Here is a 19,243-nt window from a genome sequence, read left to right as displayed (position 1 = left end):
TCAGAGCCGGTGTGTTCCGTGTCCGACGGCGCGCAAGACTGCGGCAGGTGGAAGCTTCAAGCTACGCAACTCCTCCTCGTTCATTGCGTGGACACATCGCAGGATCAGCTCCCGAAGTTGTGCCGTTTCAGAGGACACCACTCGGCGTGGTTGCGGGCGTTGCTGGACTAGATCAATGGGCGGTGTGAGCGATTGCTCCCGAAACCAATCCGCAAGCCTAGAGATCACATGCTGCTTAAGCTCATCGTTCCAGGCGGCTCGTGCTGCGGCTGGCAACTCCTTTGTTGGGAGAAAATCTGAATGCCAGCGCCTGACCTGTGCGACTTCCTCGTCGTCCTCTTGTAGCCTTGAGATGAAGCTAGTTGCGAACCTCTCTCGCCATTCCCTCATCTCGTCTCTCGAGACAGTGGGGATCTTGGGGAGATTTGCAATATCGCTTTCGAAGGCGTCGCCTGTAACAACTTCGGAGCCGTTCCAGTGATATGAATCACCGGACTGGTAGTCCACTGCAGCGGTCCATAGGTCTGGGCGGATTCTCCTCCCTGCGATCGTGACCTCGCTTACGACAGTGCTAGATACATCGCCGATGAGAACAACCTTGGGAGGCATTGAAGACTCATCCAAGGCGATCAGGTCAGGATACTGTCGAACAAAAGCCGTGAAGTTCGGAGCCCTGTAGTCTTCCTCTTTGAACGCCCGCTCGGTCAAGTTCAATAGGCGGTTTTTGAGAACGGCCGTGGTCATCTGCGACCAATTGCTTCGGCCGCTCTGCTTGGCCGCCTCGAAGGCTCTTAGGATGAGTAGCCGGCCTTCAGTTGAGGCCGTAGAGTCTGCCGTATTCTCTTGCCGCATTGCGAGATCTCTATCCTATTCTTAGATGAGGCTATGGCATGGACTGGCGAGCTCGATTGCATGGGAGCCTTCAATGCTCCATTGCTTCTTGTTTAGGATGCACGTTAATGAGCCTGACCCTACACCTATGAACTAATGGTGCGTCACAAGAACAACCTAATTTCCTCGACGCTTAGGTGGCCTTCGACTACCTCTCCGTGCATGATGCGTTCACCGAGCTCCTGCCTGCCATTCCTTCCGGCAGATCACTGAGTGAGGAGTGCCATCCTTGCGGCCGCCTCCGTGGTCATGGGACGAGGTGATTCGGCGAACGCGGAATCGAGTCGTGTAGCCGCACGCCGTCTCGGCTCGGACCGGGTCGCCGCCCGCTCTCCTCCACGGCGTGTCTGACGACGCGGAAGAGCAGGACTAGCCGCTGTCGGCCAAGCGCTTAGAAGATGCGGGCACTCCCTGGTGGCTTGGCCCGACGGGTCCGTGTCACCTCCGCGACAAGCCGCCGGGGGCTGTGGCCGCCCACGCACGTTACTTGCCGTTGCGTCGTGGTCGCGACCAGGTGGCTGCGCAGCCGTGGCGCTTGCACCGCTATTTCTTGCAGCGTTGGCAGGCTGTGAGCCCCTGTGTCTTGGCCTCGTCCTCGGACATCGACTCCTGACCCTTGTGGGTGTCCTGCCTTCCGTTCAGCGACGGACAGTCAGCGTCAGTGTGGTACGCGGACCGGTAGTCCCCGATGCGTACGTAGACAGCGTTCATAAGGCTTCCTTGGTTGCTTGACCTGCAGGCTGGCTGCGAACTCAGATGCTCGCCCGAGAGTAAACCGCTCGACTCGTGCTGGCGAGTGGGGACAGCTGCGGAAGTCCCAATGCAGGCAGACACTTTGATGATCACTAAGGTCTGGTGGGCTGGCTAGGTGTCGCCTCCCGGCGCCAGAGCCGTCGTTGAACCGCTGGTCGCTCATCGTGGCAGGATGGCGGAACGCGTCAGCCCGGAGCCGTGTGATGGACGATGGACCGCACATGCGGTCCCTGATCAGCACGGTGCTGTCCGTCTGTGGAGACACTGGCACGGAAACAACTGGACTACTGGAGTGGGGACTCCGAGGACACTCGAGGGCTGGTTCCTGGCATGATGTCCGGATGCAGCAGCTTGAGGCGCAGGAAGTCCCTCTGCACAAGGTGTTTAGTCACGACTACGACTTCCGAATACCGGATTACCAGCGGCCCTACGCCTGGGACGTCGAGCAGGCCGTTCAGTTGCTCTCCGATCTAGAGGAATCACTGGACCGGAGCTCGGACGAGCCGTACTTCCTAGGCTCAGTGGTACTGGTGAAGACGAAGGGCGTTCCCAAGGCCGAGGTCATCGACGGGCAACAGCGCCTGACCACCCTCACCATCCTGCTGTCGGTCCTACGAGACTTGGCTGAGAATTCGAACGTGCAGGGATCTCTCGACAAGTTCGTCACTGAGCCGGGCGACCAGATGCTCGGGTTGGCGCCGAAACCCCGGCTCAGGCTGCGCAAACGCGACGCCGGGTTCTTCCGGGACTACGTCCAGACCCCTGGGGCAATCACGGCACTGCTCGAGTTGAAGGAGCACACGCTACCCACGGATGCTCAGAAGGCCGTGCGGCGCAATGCTGCTGCCCTGAAGGGCATCCTGTCCGGCTGGTCGGACAGGATGCGGCTGCAGTTGGGCCAGATGCTCGCCCAGCGGACGTACTTGGTCGTAGTCAGCACACCGGACCTCGACAGCGCACACCGCATCTTCAGCGTGATGAACTCCCGAGGACTGGACCTTTCGCCGACCGACATCTTCAAGGCGCGGATCATCGGCGCCCTCGGGGCCAGGGAGTCCGAGGAGTGCGCACGCAAGTGGGAGGACGCGGAGGAAGCGCTCGGGCGAGAGGACTTCGCCGACCTGTTCCTCCACCTCCGTATGGTGTTCTCCGGGCGACGGGCCGAGCGGGAACTGCTCAGGGAGTTTCAGGACCAGGTGCTCAGCCAGTACCTGGCCGGCCGGGCCGAGTCGTTCGTCAACGATGTTGTCGTACCATACGCGGACGCGTATGCGCAGATCCGCGATGCGAACTACGCAGCGCCGAACGGCGCGGAGAAAGTCAACGCCTGGTTCAAGAGGCTTGGGCAGACCGACAACAACGACTGGCGGCCCGCCGCGCTCTGGGCGGTGCGCAATTACGCGGACAATCCCGGGTGGCTGGACCGTTTCTTCCGGGCTCTGGAGCGGCTGTCGGCGAGCATGTTTATCCGCCGTGTCTACACGACCCCGCGAGTGACCCGCTACGCGGACCTCATGCGCGAGTTGGACGCCGGCATGGGCCTGGCATCGTCCTCCCTCCAGCTCACGGAGGAGGAGAAGGCCGACACTCTTGCCCGCCTGAATGGTGACGTGTACTCAGTCACCAAGACACGCAAGTACATCCTGCTACGGCTGGATGAGCTATTGGCGTCCGCCTCCGGCGTGGTCTACGACCACAAGGTGATCACCGTCGAACACGTGCTACCGCAGTCCCCTAAAGCGAGCTCCCAGTGGCTCAAGGACTTCGACGACGAGCAGCGCGCTCACTGGACCCACCGGCTCGGCAATCTCGTACTGCTCAACCGAGCGAAGAATGCTTACGCCCAGAACTATGACTTCGTCGAGAAGAAGGGCAAGTACTTCACGGGCAAGCATGGCGCATCCCTCTTTGCCCTGACCATCGAGGTGATGCATGCCACCGAGTGGACGCCGGAACTGTTGCGGAAGCGACAGGAGGAACTCGCTGGCCGGCTCGCCACTGAGTGGGATCTTCTTCCCGCCTGACTGTCCGGCGGAGCTGGGGCCGACCGACGGCTCGGTGGGTGGTGCGCGCCCGCCCAGCCGTGGGCCTGCGAAGAGGGTAGGGGAGGCGCCGATTTCGAAAAGGCTGTGAGGTCGCTGTCGGGACCCCCTTGGGCGATCTTGCACTGATCGTAGCCGTTGGCGTTGCGCGCACCTCTGGGGTGGCGCCTTGGCAGACTCCCAGTTGTGTGGGCCGAGAAGCGGAGGGAGGACGCTGGGCGTCACCAGTATCTTGACTTGCGCAACAGTTCCGGAGGGCCCGAGCGGCTCCGGCGTCATTGCAGATCAGGGCCGCTGTGGCCGGTCGTGTGGTGACCTCTCGTCCACACATAGTCCACGAGTGCGGTCATCGCGCACGATCTGTGGGTCAGCTCGTGTTGTGGGTGCGACGGTACCCGAGTGCCAAGTCATCCGCTGACCGGCTAAGACCACTGTCCCTGGGGATCGATCACCTAGAACTGACGAGCTATCATTCTCCCGATCGCAGCACGGCATACCAACCGGTAGTTCGGGGGGATGGATGGCGTTTGAGCGACCGCAGGTCGCTGCCACATCAGCATGGTCGCCGCGCTTGGCGATGCTCCGTCCCGACGCGGATTTTCTCCATCTGCTGGGCGCAGACCGCGCCAAGGAGCGCTCCTATTCGCAGTCCTGCCGCAACTGGCCGGGGACCAAACCGCACCTTGCAATCCTTGTCGCTCAACCAGTTCAGCAAGGTCAGGAGCAGATCTGGGGATTAGGCATCGTGCGCCCTGCCCATGAGACCGACCGGGACCGGAAGGTTTTCGTCACTCATCCGCGAAGGTTCAGGGAGTCAGTGCCTCTCTCACAGCTTTGGCACAACGGACGCGAGCTTGATGACGCACTCGGTAGGTCCCTGCCGGCAAGCGGTCCAGTCTCGGGCCATGCGGGTATCGTGCTTGCGAATCTCCAGCGGAGTTCACCCCACGTCGCCGCGGAGGTCGACGCGCTGGCAGCTCTGCTCGATGAAACCGAAGGCTGGAGCGGCAAGGAGCTTCGGTGGCGGGACGAGCGAGATGCGCTGCTGCTCTTCGCGAAGATCGCCGGGGTGGCCGCCAAGGACTTGGTCACGGTGCACGATTGGAACAGGACAGCTGCCACGGCGAGCTTCATCAGCGGCCTCGCCGGAGACGCGGTTCAGCCTACGCTCGGTAGCTTCCGCGGAGAGGCAGCAGCGAAGCTCGACAGCAGCGGCGAGATTGCGGTCCGGGAATTTACGAACACCAGAGGGCGACAGACTTACGACCTTGAAGTCACCTCTGTCACTGCTTCGCGCGTAACCGACGGCGAGGAGAGCTCGCTAGACTCGTACTACTACCACGCCTCCACCGGGACGCTGGTGGTTCTGCGCTATCTGCGCCTTGGGCCGGACGCGTTGCTCCTGCCCGGCACCTGGCACGGCCTGGAGGAACCTTCCGGCCGTAGCGGCGCCCGGGCAGGGGCCACCGGACGGGGCACTGATGACTATGGCCTTCTGGAAGATCCCGTCTTCCTTCGCGTCCACGAACCGGTTCCCTTCACCGCCACCATGCACCGGACGAGCTCCGGCGCCATCTACCCCTTCAGCCAGGTCGTTGGAGCGTTTGCTGCTGCGGTGGAGTCCGGCCTCGCCGGCCTTCCCGCTGGCTCACTCGCCCGCCACCTTGTACCGACCGACTTCGCTCGCCTGGTGCGCGACGGCTGGCTTGGTGCGCGAAACGTGGCCTCGGACATCACCCTGGCTCGGGTGAAGCAGAGCCTTGCGACGGTTGGCGCAGCCCTGTTGGTCGTCGATTACAGCGATCGGCCGCGCGGCAACGGCCCCGGGCTCGGCAAGCACAGTTACTGGTGATCTTTGAGTGGAGTCGTCCGTGCGACGGCGCGCCGCAGTTCAGCGGCTCGGGCAACATCACGCGACGAATCTCAGTAGACCATCCCAGACATCCCGCAGCAGGAAGGTCAGCATCCATGGCTACTTCGGGAACGGCAGTACCACGCCAGGTCACGCAGGTTCGCGAGCAGTTGCATGAGACTTTTGACGGGTTGATCGATGTCAGTGACATCGCCCACTTCCGAGGCGATGGGCTCGAACAGCGCTTTCTCTCACGTGCCCTGGCAGCTCTGGCTGTACGCCGCGTAGGCAAGTGCAGCGGGGTTGAGGCCGCCAGCTTCGTAACTGACGGTATCGCCGATCAGGGACTGGACGCCATTGCCCCCTTGCCGGAGAGCGGACAGGTCCTGTTGGTCCAGGCGAAGTGGAGCGACGAGGGCACGGCTACGTTCGACGTGGCGGCCGCAAAGGCAATGGTGGACGGCCTGAACCGGATCGAGAACGAGCTCTACGAGCAATTCAACCAACGCGCCGCTGTCCTCGCTCTGGAGGCCAGGCCGCTTATCGTCAATGAGAAGGCCATCCTCGTCATCGCGCTCATGGGCACGGTCGAGCCCTCTCCGCCGGCACGCGAGGTTCTGGAGAACGCCCTGCAGGAGTTCAATAAGCACGGCGCGCGCTTGAGCGTTCAAGTACTCCTTGCCGCTGACTTCCACGAGCAGATCCACACAGACCTGCGGCCGGAACCGATCTCCCTTACAGTGCGCCTGGATGAGTGGTACCAGCAGAAGGGCCCCCTGGACGCCTATCAAGGCACGGTGTCAGCGGAGAGTGCGGCCGAGTGGTATTGGGAGCACGGGGCGCGCCTATTCGAGCAGAACCTCCGCGCTCCGCTCGGGATCACTGCCACGAACGCGGAAATCGGCCAGACACTCGTTTCCGAGCCCACCAGCTTCTGGCATCTGAACAACGGCATCACCTTGATCTGCGACTCCCTTACGGCGAAGAACGACAGTGCTAGGGCTCCGCAGAGCAAGCCGACCACCCTCACCGTGACCGGCGCGAGCATCGTCAATGGTGCTCAGACCATACGAGCCGTCGCCCAGGCGATGTACGACGACGGCGAGGCTGCCGCCAACGCGACCCTCAGCATCAAGGTAATCAACACGCAGGGTGACAAAGATCTCGGCGTACGGGTGTCCCAGGCAGCGAATCGGCAGAACGCCATCGAGCAGCGTGATCATATTGCACTCGAACCAGTGCACCAGGCCATCAAGGCCAACCTGCGGGCAGAGCTTCGCAAGCAGTACGTGATCAAGCGTGGTGAGCCAGTTCCGGCTCCCGAGACAGGTTGCTCGCTCGACGAACTTGCCCTTGCGCTCGCCTGCCTGGACCCGGATGCAGAACAGGCCGCACGGGTCGCTAGCTCCACGGAGAACCTCTGGGAGCAGGGGTCGAATGGTAGCCACGATCTGCTCTTCGGTAAGGAGCCATCCCCACAGAAGGTCTGGCGCTCCGTGTTGACACTGCGCGCTGCGCGAGCTGTGGTCTATCAGCTGGGAAGCAAGTTGACCGGAAGGCAGGCGGCAGTCGCTGAGCACGGCGGATTTCTCATTACGCACCTGCTTTTCCAGCACCTCGGCGCCGCGAGTATCGATGATCCGGATTTCGATTGGGAGAGCGAGGTCCTCGCGAAGATTCCGGCACTGGTGCCGGAGTTGCATCTGCGCCTGTGCCACCGCATCGACAGCGTATATGGGGAACGTCCGCAGATCAGAACGACCTTCCAGACCGCGCGGTCGTGCCACGAGCTCTCGGAGCACGTCCTTGGCCAGCTTGCTGATGGGGTTGCTGCCCCCGAACCTGCGGTTAAGGAGCGCAAGCCGCGTCGTCAAAACACGGTGCCGCTTCTAGTCGACCGCCGCGTCTTGAAAGACGGGACGCCGCTGCGCTACGTGGGGTCCGTCGAGCTGGAGCGTTTCGCGCTGGCCGATTGGCTTGCCGCGGACGAGCGACGCCGTCAGGCTACGTGGGTCAACCATCGAACAAAGCCGATCCTGTGGGCCTACGACAAGCTGCAGTATTCGCCGTCCGGGCTAGTGTCGAAGATGTGGTGGGAGGCCGGATGGGATGAGCGGCCTGTGGCCAACCAGGGCACCGTACGTTGGCTTATTGCGGACGGGAAAAGCCTATGGGATCTGGCGCAGGGTATCCATGCCCAAGAGAACGAGGACGGCGGTGAGAACGAAGCTTGACCCTCCATCGTCTGGGGCACCGCGGATTCCGCTAACGGACAGGAATCCCACTCCCGACGCTTTCTGGGAGACGCCCAGCTCTCCTATGGGCGCGTGCCTGGCCGAGGGGTTCGACGGTGTTGTTCAGGCGGGCAGTCTGCTGGAGCGGGAAGAAGATCAACAAGCGGGGGCGTCTGGCCACTGCTGGCTGCGTCGTTCAGTGGGTCGTTTGCCGTATTTGGTGGTCCTGGGGAGGGATATCGTTGGTGAGTCGTCCATACGACGCCCCTGTGTGTTCACCCGGCAGGACACGCCCGGCGTGTACATGCCGGGCACGCCCGAAATAGGGTGCCCAGCAGAAACACCACGGCCTTCGGGCGCCACCCTTTGACGAGCAAGGACACCCCCGACTGATGGCAGTGACCCAGCAGGAGATCGAGAACCGGTTGTGGGACGCCGCCGACGAGCTGCGCGTGGCGATGCCCGAAGCGCAATACTCCTCGGTCGTCTTCCCGCTGATGTTCTGGAAGTACCTGTCGGACACCTGGGAGCACAACCACCAGGAGTTCCTGGTCGACAACCAGGGCCTGGACGATCTCTCCGGTGAGGAAGCCCGCGAGATCGAGTACCGCGACTACCAGTCGTTCGAGATCCCGTTCATCCACCCCGGCACCGTCCAGGAGCGTCGCGCCTCCTGGTCGTCCATCCTCGCCACCATCACCCAGCCCGGCCTGGGCCAGCGGGTCCGCGCTTCCCTGCAGGCCATCGAGACAGCTAACCCTGACAAGTTCTCCCGCCTGTTCGGGTCCATGACCTGGACCTCCGAAGAGGTGCTGTCGGGGGAGGTGTTGGCGGCGGTCATGCAGGCGATGGACCGTACCCCGAAGATGCACGAGGGCAACATGTCCCATGACGTACTCGGCGGGGCGTACGAGTACCTGCTGAAGCGGTTCTCCGACGGGTCCGGCACCCGCGCCGGCCAGTTCTTCACCCCGCGTGAGGTCGTCGAGCTGATCGTCGAGGTCTTGGACCCCAAGGGCTTCGAGTCAGTGTACGACCCTACCTGCGGGTCGGGCGGCATGCTCATCGCCTCCGCAAACCTCCTGAAGGCCCGCGGCGGGCGTGGCTACACACTCAGCCTGTACGGGCAGGAGGCCGTCCCGGACACCGCCGGTGTGGCCCGCATGAACCTCTTCATGCACAACCTGACCCAGTTCCAGGTCGAGGTCGGCGACACCCTGAAGGACCCGCGCTTCAAGAAGCCGGACGGGTCCGTGGCGCAGTTCGACGTGATCGTCGCCAACCCGCCGTACAGCCTGAAGTGGAAGCCCTGGACTAACGACCCGCGCGCCATCGGTGGGGTCGCCCCGCAGTCGTCGGCGGACTGGGCCTTCGTCCAGCAGATGATCGCCAGCATGAACCCGAAGAAGGGCCGCGCCGGCGTTGTCCTTCCCCACGGCGTTCTGTTCCGCGGTGGCCAGGAAGCAGCCATCCGCCAGCGCGTCCTGGACGACGACCTTCTGGAAGCCGTCATCGGGCTGCCAGCGAACCTCTTCTACAACACCACCATTCCCACGGCGATTCTGGTGTTTCGAGCGCCCAGCACCAAGGCCCCGGAGCGTCAGGGCGGGGTGCTGTTCGTCGACGCCTCCAAGCGGTTCACCAAGGTCAAGAACCGAAACATCCTCACCGACGCGGACATCGCAGACACGGTGACCGCCTACCACTCAAAGCTCGACGCTGACGGCAACCCGGTGGACCCAGACGGCGATGGCGGCCTGGCAGCACGCTTCGTGCCAACCACAGAGATTGTGGCGAACGGGTACGACCTGAACATCGGCAGGTACATCAAGCGGGCCGCCGCTGAGAGCGAAGACCTCGGCACCCTCATCGACGCCTACAACCTCGCCCGCGCCGAACGTCAGAAGGCAGAGGCTCACATGCTTGCTGTGCTCGCCGACGCCGGGATCGAGGGCTTTGATGAGTGACCCGACGAGCAATGCCGCCCGGGTGCAGGACGGTTGGGTCCGGGCGCCTCTGGCACGATTCCTCACGCCGAATGTGGAATCCGTGGACGTGGACCCGGATCAGACGTACCCAACCGTGGGGGTGCTGAACAGGGGGCGAGGGCTGCTCTACCGCGATCCCGTCGCCGGGAGCTCAACCTCCTACAAGAAGCTCAACCGGATCGGCCCAGGCGTGCTTATCTACAGTCGGCTCAAGGCGTTCGAGGGCGCGATCACCGTCACGCCCGACGACCTGCCGGAATCGTTCGCTTCACAGGAGTTCCCCACCTTCGCCTTCGCGTCCGACGTGGACCCCGACTTCTTTCGCATTCTGACCAGAACTCAGCGCATGTGGGATGCCCTTCAGGGGGCCTCCAAGGGGATGGGGGGCAGGCGTGAGCGGGTGAAGCCTGCTGACTTCCTCAACATCGTCATGGACATTCCGCCACTGCCGGTGCAGAAGCGGATCGTCGAGGTCATTAGCGCGGTTGATGACCAGATCACTGCACTCGACACCGAGGCGGATGCGATCCGAGACGTTCTTCGTCGCCTTCGCGCCGACTCGATGACAGACGGTTCCGCCGATGAAGTCCGCGCGGACCAGGCGTTCTGCATCACGATGGGACGCCAGCGCTCACCGCAACGCGCCACCGGTCCGCACATGACTCCCTACCTTCGGTCTGCCAATGTCGGCTACGGAACCCTTGACCTCTCCGACGTACTTGAGATGGACTTCAACCCGACCGAGCGCGAGAACTTCGGGCTCCGTTACGGGGACGTCCTCGTCTCTGAGGGGAGCGCGAGCGAGACCGCAGTCGGAATGCCTGCCATGTGGCGGGAAGAGATCCCCGCCCCGATCTGCTTCCAGAACACTCTGCTTCGCTACCGTGCCGTCGAAGGCGTCAGCATTCCGGCGTTCGTCAAGCACTGGTGCCTTTGGGCGTACGAGTCCGGGCAATTCCGTGAGGTTGCAGGCGGAACCAATATCAAGCACATCGGGTCCAAGCGGGCGGTCTGCATGCAAGTGCGTCTCCCGAGCGTCGTCGACCAGGAGCGCATCACGGCGGAACTCGACACGATGAGCGATGTCGTCGCGGCGACTCGCGTTGAGGCTGACCGTCTCCGCGAGGTCCGGGCTGGGCTGCTGACGGGGCTGCTGGACCACACCATCAAGATTGAGTCCGCCAGGCTGGAGGTCTAACAGATGCCTAAGGGCATCCGGGAGCGCGAGTTCCAGAACCTAATGATCCAGTGGTCTCTCCCAATGGGGTGGCACTTCACGGCGGGGCTGGCGTTGCCGCGTGAGACCACACAGACTGTGATGGTCCCGGCCCTGCGGGAAGGGCTTGTCCGGCTCAACCCGGAGGTGATCGGCGGGTTCGACGTGGACGCAGTGGTCGAGGAGATCGTGGCCACGGTCAACGCCGTCGAAGGTGGGCTGGTGCGGGCCAACGAGCAGGTTCTACACCTGCTGTGCGGACGTAAGGAGTTCCGGGACGCCGACGGCGTGTGGCATGCCCTGAAGGTCATCGACTTCGAGCACCTGACTGCCAACACGCTGGTCGTCTCGGACGAGGTGACCATCACCGTCCCCGGCAAGACGTCCCGCCGATTCGACCTCGTTTACTGGGTCAACGGCCTGCCCCTGGTGGTGGTCGAGGTGAAGTCGCCGACCGCCAAGTCCAGTTGGGCGGATGCCGCCCGCGAGATCAACGACGTGTATGCCACCGAGTACCCGTGGTTCTTCACCCCCAACGTCTTCGCCGTCGCCTCCGATGGGCTGAAACTGCGATTCGGTGCCGCCGGCGCGCCCACGAATCTGTGGCAGCCGTTCCGCTCCACCGCCGACGATGAGAACCTGTCCGGTCAGGCCGACGTGAAGCGCTCCGTCGAGCTGCTACTCAACCCGGCCACGATCCTGGACATGCTCGCCAACTTCGCCCTCTTCGACACCTCCGGGGGTGGGGTGGACAAGAAATACCTGCCTCGCTACCCGCAGATGGAGGCGGCGCACCTGATCCACGAGCGGGTCTTGGCGGGCGGGGCGAAGGGGCTGATCTGGCACCACCAGGGGTCCGGGAAGACGCTGCTGATGGTGTTCGCCGCCTCGCTGCTGCTGGCCGATACCCGCACTGAGTCGCCCACGATCATTCTGCTGTCCGACCGCACCCAGCTCGTCCGGCAGACCTCCGGGGTGTTCACCTCAGCGATGGGGGACGCCTACTTCCACCAGCCAGCCACCAGCGCCGAGCTGCGGGCGCTGCTGGCCGACGACGTGCGCGGCGTCATCTCCACGACCGTCCACAAGTTCGCCGACGCCGGCAAGAACCAGTCGTCCCGTGGCAACATAATCGTGCTGGTCGACGAGGCACATCGCACCCAGTCCGCCAAGTCGAAGTCCCTGGCCGGACAGATGCGCGCAGCGTTGCCGCACGCGAAATTCTTCGGCATGACCGGCACCCCCGTCAGGAACCTCGCCACCGACACCTTCGCCCTCTTCGGTGAGGAGACCGACCCGGGTAGGGTGCTGCACAGGTACTCGGTGTCCCGCTCTCTGTTGGACGAGGCGACCGTCCCGGTCATGCTGGACCCACACCCGGTCGCCTTCGAGATAAACGATCAGGAGTTGCAGGCTGAGTTCGACCAGTTCGCTGACGACTTCGACCTCGACGACCCCGACCGTGAGACCCTGTCCCGCAAGTTCGGGCGCCTCACCTCGGTGTTCGCCAACCCCGACCGCATCCACACGGTCTGCCAGCACATCGTGGACCACTACCTGGCTGGCGCCTACCGCAACGGCCTCAAGGCCCAGGTCGTGGCTTATAACCGTGAGCTGGCCGTGGCGTACACGGACAAGATTAACGAGCTGCTGGTCGGCTTCGAGGCGTCACATGTGCTCGCCGAGGTCGGGAAGCATGACCGGATCACCGCCGAGGTGAACATCTCCGTCTCGGACTCCAAGGACGAAGACCCCGCCATGCGGGCGTTCCGGCTCTCGGAGGCCGAGGAGGAGGAACAGAAGCGGCGGTTCCTCACCCCGTACGACCCGCTGTGCCTCCTTGTGGTGACCGCGAAGCTGATGACTGGGTTCGATGCTCCCAACGAGGGCGTCCTCTACCTGGACAAGCCGCTGAAAGCCCACACCTTGTTCCAGACGATCACCCGTCCGAACCGCACCTGGGTGTCCCCGACCGGGTTCGTGAAGACCTCCGGCGTGATCGTGGACTACATCGGCCTGGCCGAAGAGGTCCAGCGGGCCGTCGTCGACCCCACCTCGGGAAGGGCCAGCAAGGGTGGCGGGTTCGTCACCGACCTGTCCGAGCTGGTCGGCGAGTTCCGCACCACCTTCGCCCGGATCGAAGACCTCCTCGCCGACGTGGACGGCCTGGACCTCACGGTCCACGGATACGAGTCCGTGCGAGCCATTAACGCCTTCCTGGACGCCAACCCTGATGCCGCCGAGGTATTCACCAAGGACTACCGGCTCCTGGCTCGCCTGTACCCGCTCATCAACACCGACAAGCGGGTCGCCAAGTACCAGGATGGCTTCGGGCTGTTCGGGTCCGTGTACACGACCCTGCTCAAGAAGTCCTCCGACGAGGAGAGGAAGGAACGGCTGGGCGAGCTGGGGCCGATGGTCCTGGAGATCATCAATGCCCATGTCCACTCCTTCTCCGTGGTCGCCTCCCAGGAGGAAGCCCTCGTCCTGGACGCCTCGGGCATCGCCATACTCAAGGAGCTGCTGGCCCTCGTCCGCCCCAAGCCCGACAAGGACGACGGTGAGGACAAGACGCCGCCGTCCGCGGCAGAGATCCTGGACCACATCAAGGCCGCCCTCGAAAAGGGCGTCGAACCGGAGTCCGCGAAGTACACCGCCCTCGCGGAGCGGATCAAGCTGCTGCGGGACCGGATCATCCAGAATGCCCAGGACGCTCTGGAGTTCTTGTCCGAAGCACTCCGGGTTGCCCGCGCCATCGTGGACGCAGAGAAGCACCCCGACGAAGCCGTCGTCGTGCTGGACGACGACCACGTGGGCGTCCTGTCGCGGATAATCCACGACCACGCACCGTCCGGCCTTACGGTCACGGAGAAGAACCTGGCCGAGGAAATCGACCAGGTGGTCACCCGCACCCTCGCAGGCTCCTGGGACAATGCAGACGCTCGCAACCGCGGCGTCCGCCGCGCTACCGCCGCGGTCTTCCGCCGGTACTCGTTGAAGCCGGTGGGGGAACCGTATGACTCCACCGTCGCCTACATCGAAGCCCACTACCTCGTTGATTGACGAACGCACGGAGGCCCGGCAACCTGTGGCGGTTGCCGGGCTTCGTCGCGCTGCTCGGGCCCTGATCTCCGGGGCTCAGTTCAGCCACAACTGACACCCAATCGCACTGGCCTGCGGCTGAGGTCGCGACCAACGTGCTGACCTGCGGCCAAGCCGTCACCAGTTGTCAACGCTGGGTCACCAACGAGTGCCCTCCCGCGGCCCCGACACAGCCCGGGGGACGCTCGTGTATGGGTGGAGATCGTCGGGTGGGCCTTTATCACAAACCCAATATGGATGTCGGCTCTATTCGTTGATCCGCTCTGTGGGTGAATCTTGCTGATAACGTACGAGTCGCAGGCCATTCCAGTGCGAGCCGACATGTCGCATTGGAACTGGATGATCCGTGAACCACGACCCGGACTCCTGCCTCCGCCGTCCGTCTGTGGCGCCCATTGGGCACGCCACCTGACAACTCCCTCTTGCACGACCCTGAGTTTTACTGTCGGCGTGGATCTCAGTTCTGACCGTATTAAGTTGCGGTCGAACTGAGTGGATTCACCCGAGTTCGACCGCTGATCAGAAGGTGTCGACCGGGTGGATTCTCAGATCATTGTCTCTTTGCTGGCTGCTTCCGGCGTGGTGACCTTCCTGTTGTTTGTTGTACGGGGATTGCTTGACCAGCTCCCGGATGTGTTTGCGGCATGGCAGCGCGTGAAGAAGGCCTATAGGGCGGATGCGTCGCCAGCAGATGAGGGTCGGGACGTGGAGGGTCGTGAGACGGACATGCGGGAGTGATGAGCACGCGATCAGTCGAGCAGCTTGGGGGCGAGTGATCTTGGAGGCTGCCCCCAGCCACGGCCGGCCCCCTGCTGTCATCCCGTCTGCCGTCGACCCACATGGAGTGATAGCGGGGCAGGCTTCTGGGGCCCAGGTGGAGCGCCCTGCTGGACGAACGACCTGGGCCCCAGAAGCCTGGTCTGCTATGGCTTGCCTGGGTCGACGGCAGACGGGATGACAGCTCCCCACCCGAACTACGAACCGGCCCGCGGTCGCAGAACTGGCCCCGCTCATCCCGGAGCCTGAGCGCCCCCGCCGGAGGCATACGTTCTAAGCGACAGCCGACAGATCAGATCGGGTCCACCCCATCGAGCCCTCAGCCCGTGGCGCGCGGCTGGCGGTCCGGGCTGGAGCGGGGCGGAGACAGGAGCGCAGGCCCGGGGCGACGGGCGCGCGACGCCGCGCCGTGCGCGGCGGAAGCGCCCTTGAACCCGTGAAGAAAGTTGTTACTCAGGTTGAGGCTGGGATGCGCCACAGGGGCGCGTCGTACTGCTCCGGCCGGCTGCTGATGAGGAGTTGCCGCAAGTCATTGCGCTGCAAGCCGCTGAGGTTTAGTGCCTCGGTGATGCGGCGGAACGTCGTGTGGGTGACTCCGCGGGCTCGGGCTTCGCTCTCGAACTGGTCGAGCTGGGCCCAGATCGTGGCCGGGTCCAGCTTGGCCGGCTGCTGCTCCTTCAGCCACAGAGCCTTGTTGCGCTCGTAGTCGATCTCCGAGTAGCCGCAGATTTCGCGGCTGTAGGCCTCGACCTCGTCCAGGTGCGCGGTTGCCATGATGGCTCGGGCCAACTGGTTGCGGCTGAGAGCGTCGTCCAGGTCGACCTCGTGCACCGTCGGGCTCTCGTCCGTGAGCAGTACGGGGAGTCCTGCGTCTCGGATCTCGCACGTGCCTCGCACGCCCTTGGCCGCTGCCGCGAGGAGCCCGGTCGCTTCGGACGGGTGCCACTCCATGACTGAGCTGATCGCCTCTACATCCCTCGCGGTGAAGGTGTGGACGACGGTGCCGAGCGTGTCGGTCAGGTCTCCCGGCAGGAGTTCGCCGTCCAGACCCGGTCCCGCGACGAGCAGTCGCACCGGAGCGTTCACTTGGCAGCACGCGGCCAGTGAGAGGGCGTCGGCGAGTGGGCTCTTCAGTGTCGGCTCATCGCCTCGCGCGAGGATGTCTCCGCCCACGTCCAAGAGGTCGATCGACTCGGGCTGCAAGTGGTTGACGAGGTCTTCGAGTTGGTGGGTGAGGCCTTCGGCTCCCCGGTAGGGGTCGAGCAGAGCGTAGGTGTGCGGGAGCTCTGCTGTGAGCCGGGGGAGTGTGGAGTCGGCGGGTGCGATCGGACGGGCCTGCGCCGGCACTGCCCAGGTGAACGGGGTGAGGCGTTCCAGGCCGGTGAAGTCAGCAGGTCGCCGAGGGCCCGGTAGCGGGTCGATCAAGAGGCGGTCCCAGGCGTAGGTGAGGACCACCGCCTGGTCTTCGTCGCCGTAGAGGGCGGCGTGAAGCATGGCGGCGGCGACTGCGTCGCCTCCTCCTCCTGCTGCGACGATTAACCGCGTCATGCGTTCAGACTACGGGTTTACAGGTTGGCCACTCCGCCTATAGTGGCTAGAGGCCAAAGCCAGTTGCCTGTTCAACTAGGAGGAGGGGAGATGCCTCAGATCGAAGAGGCTCAACCGAAGTATCTCCAGATTGCCCACCACATCCGTGATCAGATTCTCCGGGGCGACCTGCGCCCGGGGGACGAGGTGCCCTCGGAACGGCAGCTCGCCATGGACTGGAAGGTGTCCCGGCCCACGGCCGCGCGGTCATTGGAAGCGCTGAGTCATCAGGGCTTGGTCGAGAAGCGCCAGGGTTCAGGAACCTACGTGCGCAGCCTCGAAGTGAACCGGCGTGCAAGGGAGTTGTACGGGCGTGCTCGGCAGACGGGGAAGATCTACACGCCCGGAGAGTACGCGGTGATCACGTCGGCCGGTTGGCTGGAGGCGCCGGACTACGTGGCTGAGGCCTTGGGTTTGGCGAAGGATCGTCGAGCCGTGCACCGCCGGCGCGTGACGAACAACCAGGACGGTCCGATCACGCTTTCCACCTCGTGGTTCGCTCCAGACGTCGGTCAGCGCGCGCCCAAGCTCATGGACCCTGAGCGGATCCAAGAAGGGACGCTGATGTATGTCGAGAGGATGACAGGGCGTCAAGGGAGCTACGCGGAAGACCGGATGTGCGCTCGGCCTGCCACGGAAGAGGAGGCGGCCGACCTTCGGTTGGAGCCAGGATCGGCGGTCCTCATCGTTCATCACGTGGTCTTCGACCTGCAGGACCGGCCTCTGGAGTTCGCCGAAGCCACCTATCCGCCGCACCGCTGGGCGTTCGAGCAGGGCTATCCGCTCACCTGACGACGCGCCAGTTGCGGCGAACCGCTTGCACTCCTGAAGTGGCTAATGCCACTATCCAGGAAGTGGCTAAGGCCACCTGGGTGAGAAGGAGGCACGACGTGACGAGTCGGCGGCCGGAGCAGGACGCGCGGTTAGCTTGCCGGGGGTGTCGGGGGCGTGGGTGGAAGCGCGTCGACTCCCGAACGGCGCTGGCGCTAGCCACGGCCAATGACCGCAACCGTGCCACGTCGAAGCGGCGCTGCCTCGACTGCGACGGCAGCGGCAAGGAGTGAGCACGCATGACCTACACGATCGATCGATACCCCTGCCAGGACTCGCCGCGGCTCGGAGCGATGACCTTGCACCCTGTACCGGAGTCTGTGCCTCGGGCCCGGCGCTGGTTCCGGAAGTTCATCGTTCCGTACAACCCGGCCTGCTCGGTCGATGACTGTACGTTGATGATCTCGGAGCTGGTGACCAACGCCATCTGCTACGGGAAGTCGGATGACCCCTGGCTGGTGCGAGTCGAGTGGTTCCGTGAGGGAACCTCGCTCCGTGTCGAGGTGCACAACCCGGGTTTTCCGGCGAACGTGCGGCTGCGCCATCCGGAAGCGAACGATGCTCACGGACGGGGGCTGCTCCTCGTTGACTCCATCGCCGACTCATGGCACTCCGGGCCCAGTCACTTCGGCGGAACAGTCGTCTCCTTCGTGGTGGCTGATGCCTGGCCGGCGTGATGGGATAGCCGACCTCTTCTGCCGCCTTGAATCTGCCGGTAGTCTGGTTGACCAGTTGACTTGGCCAATCTCGACAGGCGGCGTTCATGGCGTATGAAGTGGAGCCACCGAAGTACGTGCGCCTCGCGCGGACGCTTCAGCGTCGTATCGAGGATGGCACCTACGCGCCGGGCAGTCGTGTACCGAGTGAAAACCAACTGGTGCAGACCTTCGGGATGTCCCGCCCAACCGTCGTGCGGGCACTGGAGCTGCTGAAGCGGGACGGTTGGTTGGAGTCCCGTCAGGGTTACGGCACGATCGTCCGGGGCCGTCCGGAGGTCGTCGAACGGAAGGATCGGCGGGGGCGTGAGGCGCTGGAGCGCGACGAATCGCAGGGTGTGGGTCGACTGATCGAAGTCGCACACGTGCCTGTGCCTGCTCGAATCGCCTCGGCGCTTGGCCTGCCGAAGAGGACCGAGGTTCTCGTGCGCCGCTTCCTGGTCACAGAGGATGGCGAAGCTGTTGAGCTGGTCTCGTCGTACTTCCCCGCCGGCGTGGTCGAGGGCACTGAGCTGGGGTCCGGTCAACCTTTGAGCGGTAGTACCCGTGAACATCTCGAAGCACGGAAAAAGGTCCGCTTCGACCATGTGATCGAGCGCGTGTCGGCTCGGCTGCCCGAGGCGCGCGAAGCCGAGCTGTTGGAGCTGCCGGACGGCATGCCTGTGCTGAGTGTCCTGGTCGTCGCCTGTGACGCCTCCGGCCGGTCCTTGCAGGTCTCTGAAGTGCTTCTCCCGGCCGACCGGCAGGAACTTGAAGACACCTACCGCTTGAGCTGATGCCACCCTTCGGACGAGTCTCCCACGATCGCGACTTGACAAGTCAACCTGTCATCTCTAGCTTTGAACTTGCTAAGTCAACCTGTCAGGTCGGCAGGTTGATCGATCCCAGAAGGAGCAATCCCTGTGCGTGTGATCCGAGTTGACGCCTCGACCGCCACGATCCTGCTCACCGAGGCCCCGGCGCCGAAGGTGCGCGACCGGCAGACCGGGGAGATCGCCAAGGATGCGGTGACCGGTGAGGCGCTGATGACCGTCGGTGTCGTCTACATCGACGAGGGCGAGTCATCGCTGATTCAGGTCACTGTCCCGGAAAGCGGAGTGACCGAGGGCCTGACGGTCGGTGCTCCGGTGTCGCTTCCGGGTCTGGTGGCGCGGCCGTGGCAGAGCGTGTTCAACGGTCAGGAGCGGCACGGCATCGCCTACCGGGCGACCGCTGTGGCTCCGGGTGCCTTCTCGATGGCTCAGGCGGGCTGAT

Annotated in this window: 14 protein-coding genes; 11 read left to right on the top strand and 3 right to left on the bottom strand. The window is 64.0% G+C overall.

Annotation, left to right across the window (positions count from 1 at the left end):
* The gene (locus tag ACQEXA_RS20155) at positions 1 to 744 is read right to left on the bottom strand and encodes a hypothetical protein (RefSeq protein ID WP_433130724.1); all 744 of its coding nucleotides are present in this window, start codon (positions 742 to 744) and stop codon (positions 1 to 3) included.
* 690 nt (positions 745 to 1,434) lie between these two features.
* Positions 1,435 to 1,602, bottom strand: a complete 168-nt coding sequence (locus ACQEXA_RS20150) for a hypothetical protein (protein ID WP_433130723.1) — start codon at positions 1,600 to 1,602, stop codon at positions 1,435 to 1,437.
* A 383-nt stretch (positions 1,603 to 1,985) separates the two neighbouring features.
* On the opposite strand from ACQEXA_RS20150, the gene ACQEXA_RS20145 reads away from it, so the two are divergent.
* From ACQEXA_RS20145 to ACQEXA_RS20115, 7 genes are all read left to right on the top strand, one after another.
* A complete protein-coding gene (locus ACQEXA_RS20145) occupies positions 1,986 to 3,668 on the top strand; it encodes a DUF262 domain-containing protein (protein WP_433130721.1) in 1,683 nt (560 codons plus the stop codon).
* A gap of 589 nt (positions 3,669 to 4,257) precedes the next feature.
* Positions 4,258 to 5,538 (top strand): hypothetical protein, encoded by a 1,281-nt coding sequence (locus ACQEXA_RS20140; RefSeq protein ID WP_433130719.1) that lies wholly within the window; start codon positions 4,258 to 4,260, stop codon positions 5,536 to 5,538.
* Positions 5,539 to 5,654: 116 nt separating this feature from the next.
* The gene (locus ACQEXA_RS20135; RefSeq protein ID WP_433130717.1) at positions 5,655 to 7,772 is read left to right on the top strand and encodes an AIPR family protein; all 2,118 of its coding nucleotides are present in this window, start codon (positions 5,655 to 5,657) and stop codon (positions 7,770 to 7,772) included.
* 392 nt (positions 7,773 to 8,164) lie between these two features.
* Positions 8,165 to 9,739 (top strand): N-6 DNA methylase, encoded by a 1,575-nt coding sequence (locus ACQEXA_RS20130; protein ID WP_433130715.1) that lies wholly within the window; start codon positions 8,165 to 8,167, stop codon positions 9,737 to 9,739.
* Positions 9,732 to 10,958, top strand: a complete 1,227-nt coding sequence (locus ACQEXA_RS20125) for a hypothetical protein (RefSeq protein ID WP_433130712.1) — start codon at positions 9,732 to 9,734, stop codon at positions 10,956 to 10,958. The genes ACQEXA_RS20130 and ACQEXA_RS20125 overlap by 8 nt, the downstream gene beginning before the upstream one ends.
* A 3-nt stretch (positions 10,959 to 10,961) precedes the next feature.
* Positions 10,962 to 14,039, top strand: coding sequence for a type I restriction endonuclease subunit R (locus ACQEXA_RS20120; RefSeq protein ID WP_433130710.1), 3,078 nt, complete (start codon positions 10,962 to 10,964; stop codon positions 14,037 to 14,039).
* A gap of 576 nt (positions 14,040 to 14,615) precedes the next feature.
* Positions 14,616 to 14,816, top strand: coding sequence for a hypothetical protein (locus ACQEXA_RS20115; RefSeq protein WP_433130708.1), 201 nt, complete (start codon positions 14,616 to 14,618; stop codon positions 14,814 to 14,816).
* Between the two features lie 492 nt (positions 14,817 to 15,308).
* Here ACQEXA_RS20115 and ACQEXA_RS20110 read toward each other — a convergent pair whose 3' ends face one another.
* Positions 15,309 to 16,403: a DUF1152 domain-containing protein gene (locus ACQEXA_RS20110; protein WP_432932602.1), complete on the bottom strand. Its 1,095-nt coding sequence runs from the start codon at positions 16,401 to 16,403 to the stop codon at positions 15,309 to 15,311.
* 90 nt (positions 16,404 to 16,493) lie between these two features.
* On the opposite strand from ACQEXA_RS20110, the gene ACQEXA_RS20105 reads away from it, so the two are divergent.
* The 4 genes from ACQEXA_RS20105 to ACQEXA_RS20090 all read left to right on the top strand — a co-directional run bounded on the left by ACQEXA_RS20105 (position 16,494) and on the right by ACQEXA_RS20090 (position 19,242).
* On the top strand, positions 16,494 to 17,234 hold the full coding sequence (locus tag ACQEXA_RS20105; RefSeq protein ID WP_432932603.1) for a GntR family transcriptional regulator: 741 nt from the start codon (positions 16,494 to 16,496) through the stop codon (positions 17,232 to 17,234).
* Positions 17,235 to 17,512: 278 nt separating this feature from the next.
* On the top strand, positions 17,513 to 17,950 hold the full coding sequence (locus ACQEXA_RS20100) for an ATP-binding protein (protein WP_433130706.1): 438 nt from the start codon (positions 17,513 to 17,515) through the stop codon (positions 17,948 to 17,950).
* An 86-nt stretch (positions 17,951 to 18,036) separates the two neighbouring features.
* Complete coding sequence (locus tag ACQEXA_RS20095) at positions 18,037 to 18,765, top strand: GntR family transcriptional regulator (protein ID WP_432932607.1); 729 nt, start codon at positions 18,037 to 18,039, stop codon at positions 18,763 to 18,765.
* Between the two features lie 126 nt (positions 18,766 to 18,891).
* Positions 18,892 to 19,242, top strand: a complete 351-nt coding sequence (locus ACQEXA_RS20090) for a hypothetical protein (RefSeq protein ID WP_384467060.1) — start codon at positions 18,892 to 18,894, stop codon at positions 19,240 to 19,242.
* The last annotated feature ends 1 nt before the right edge of the window (position 19,243 follow it).

It is taken from the genome of Streptomyces sp. CA-106110 (genome assembly GCF_050936285.1).
In the GTDB taxonomy this organism is placed as follows: domain Bacteria; phylum Actinomycetota; class Actinomycetes; order Streptomycetales; family Streptomycetaceae; genus Streptomyces.
This window is presented reverse-complemented; position numbering and strand designations above follow the sequence as displayed.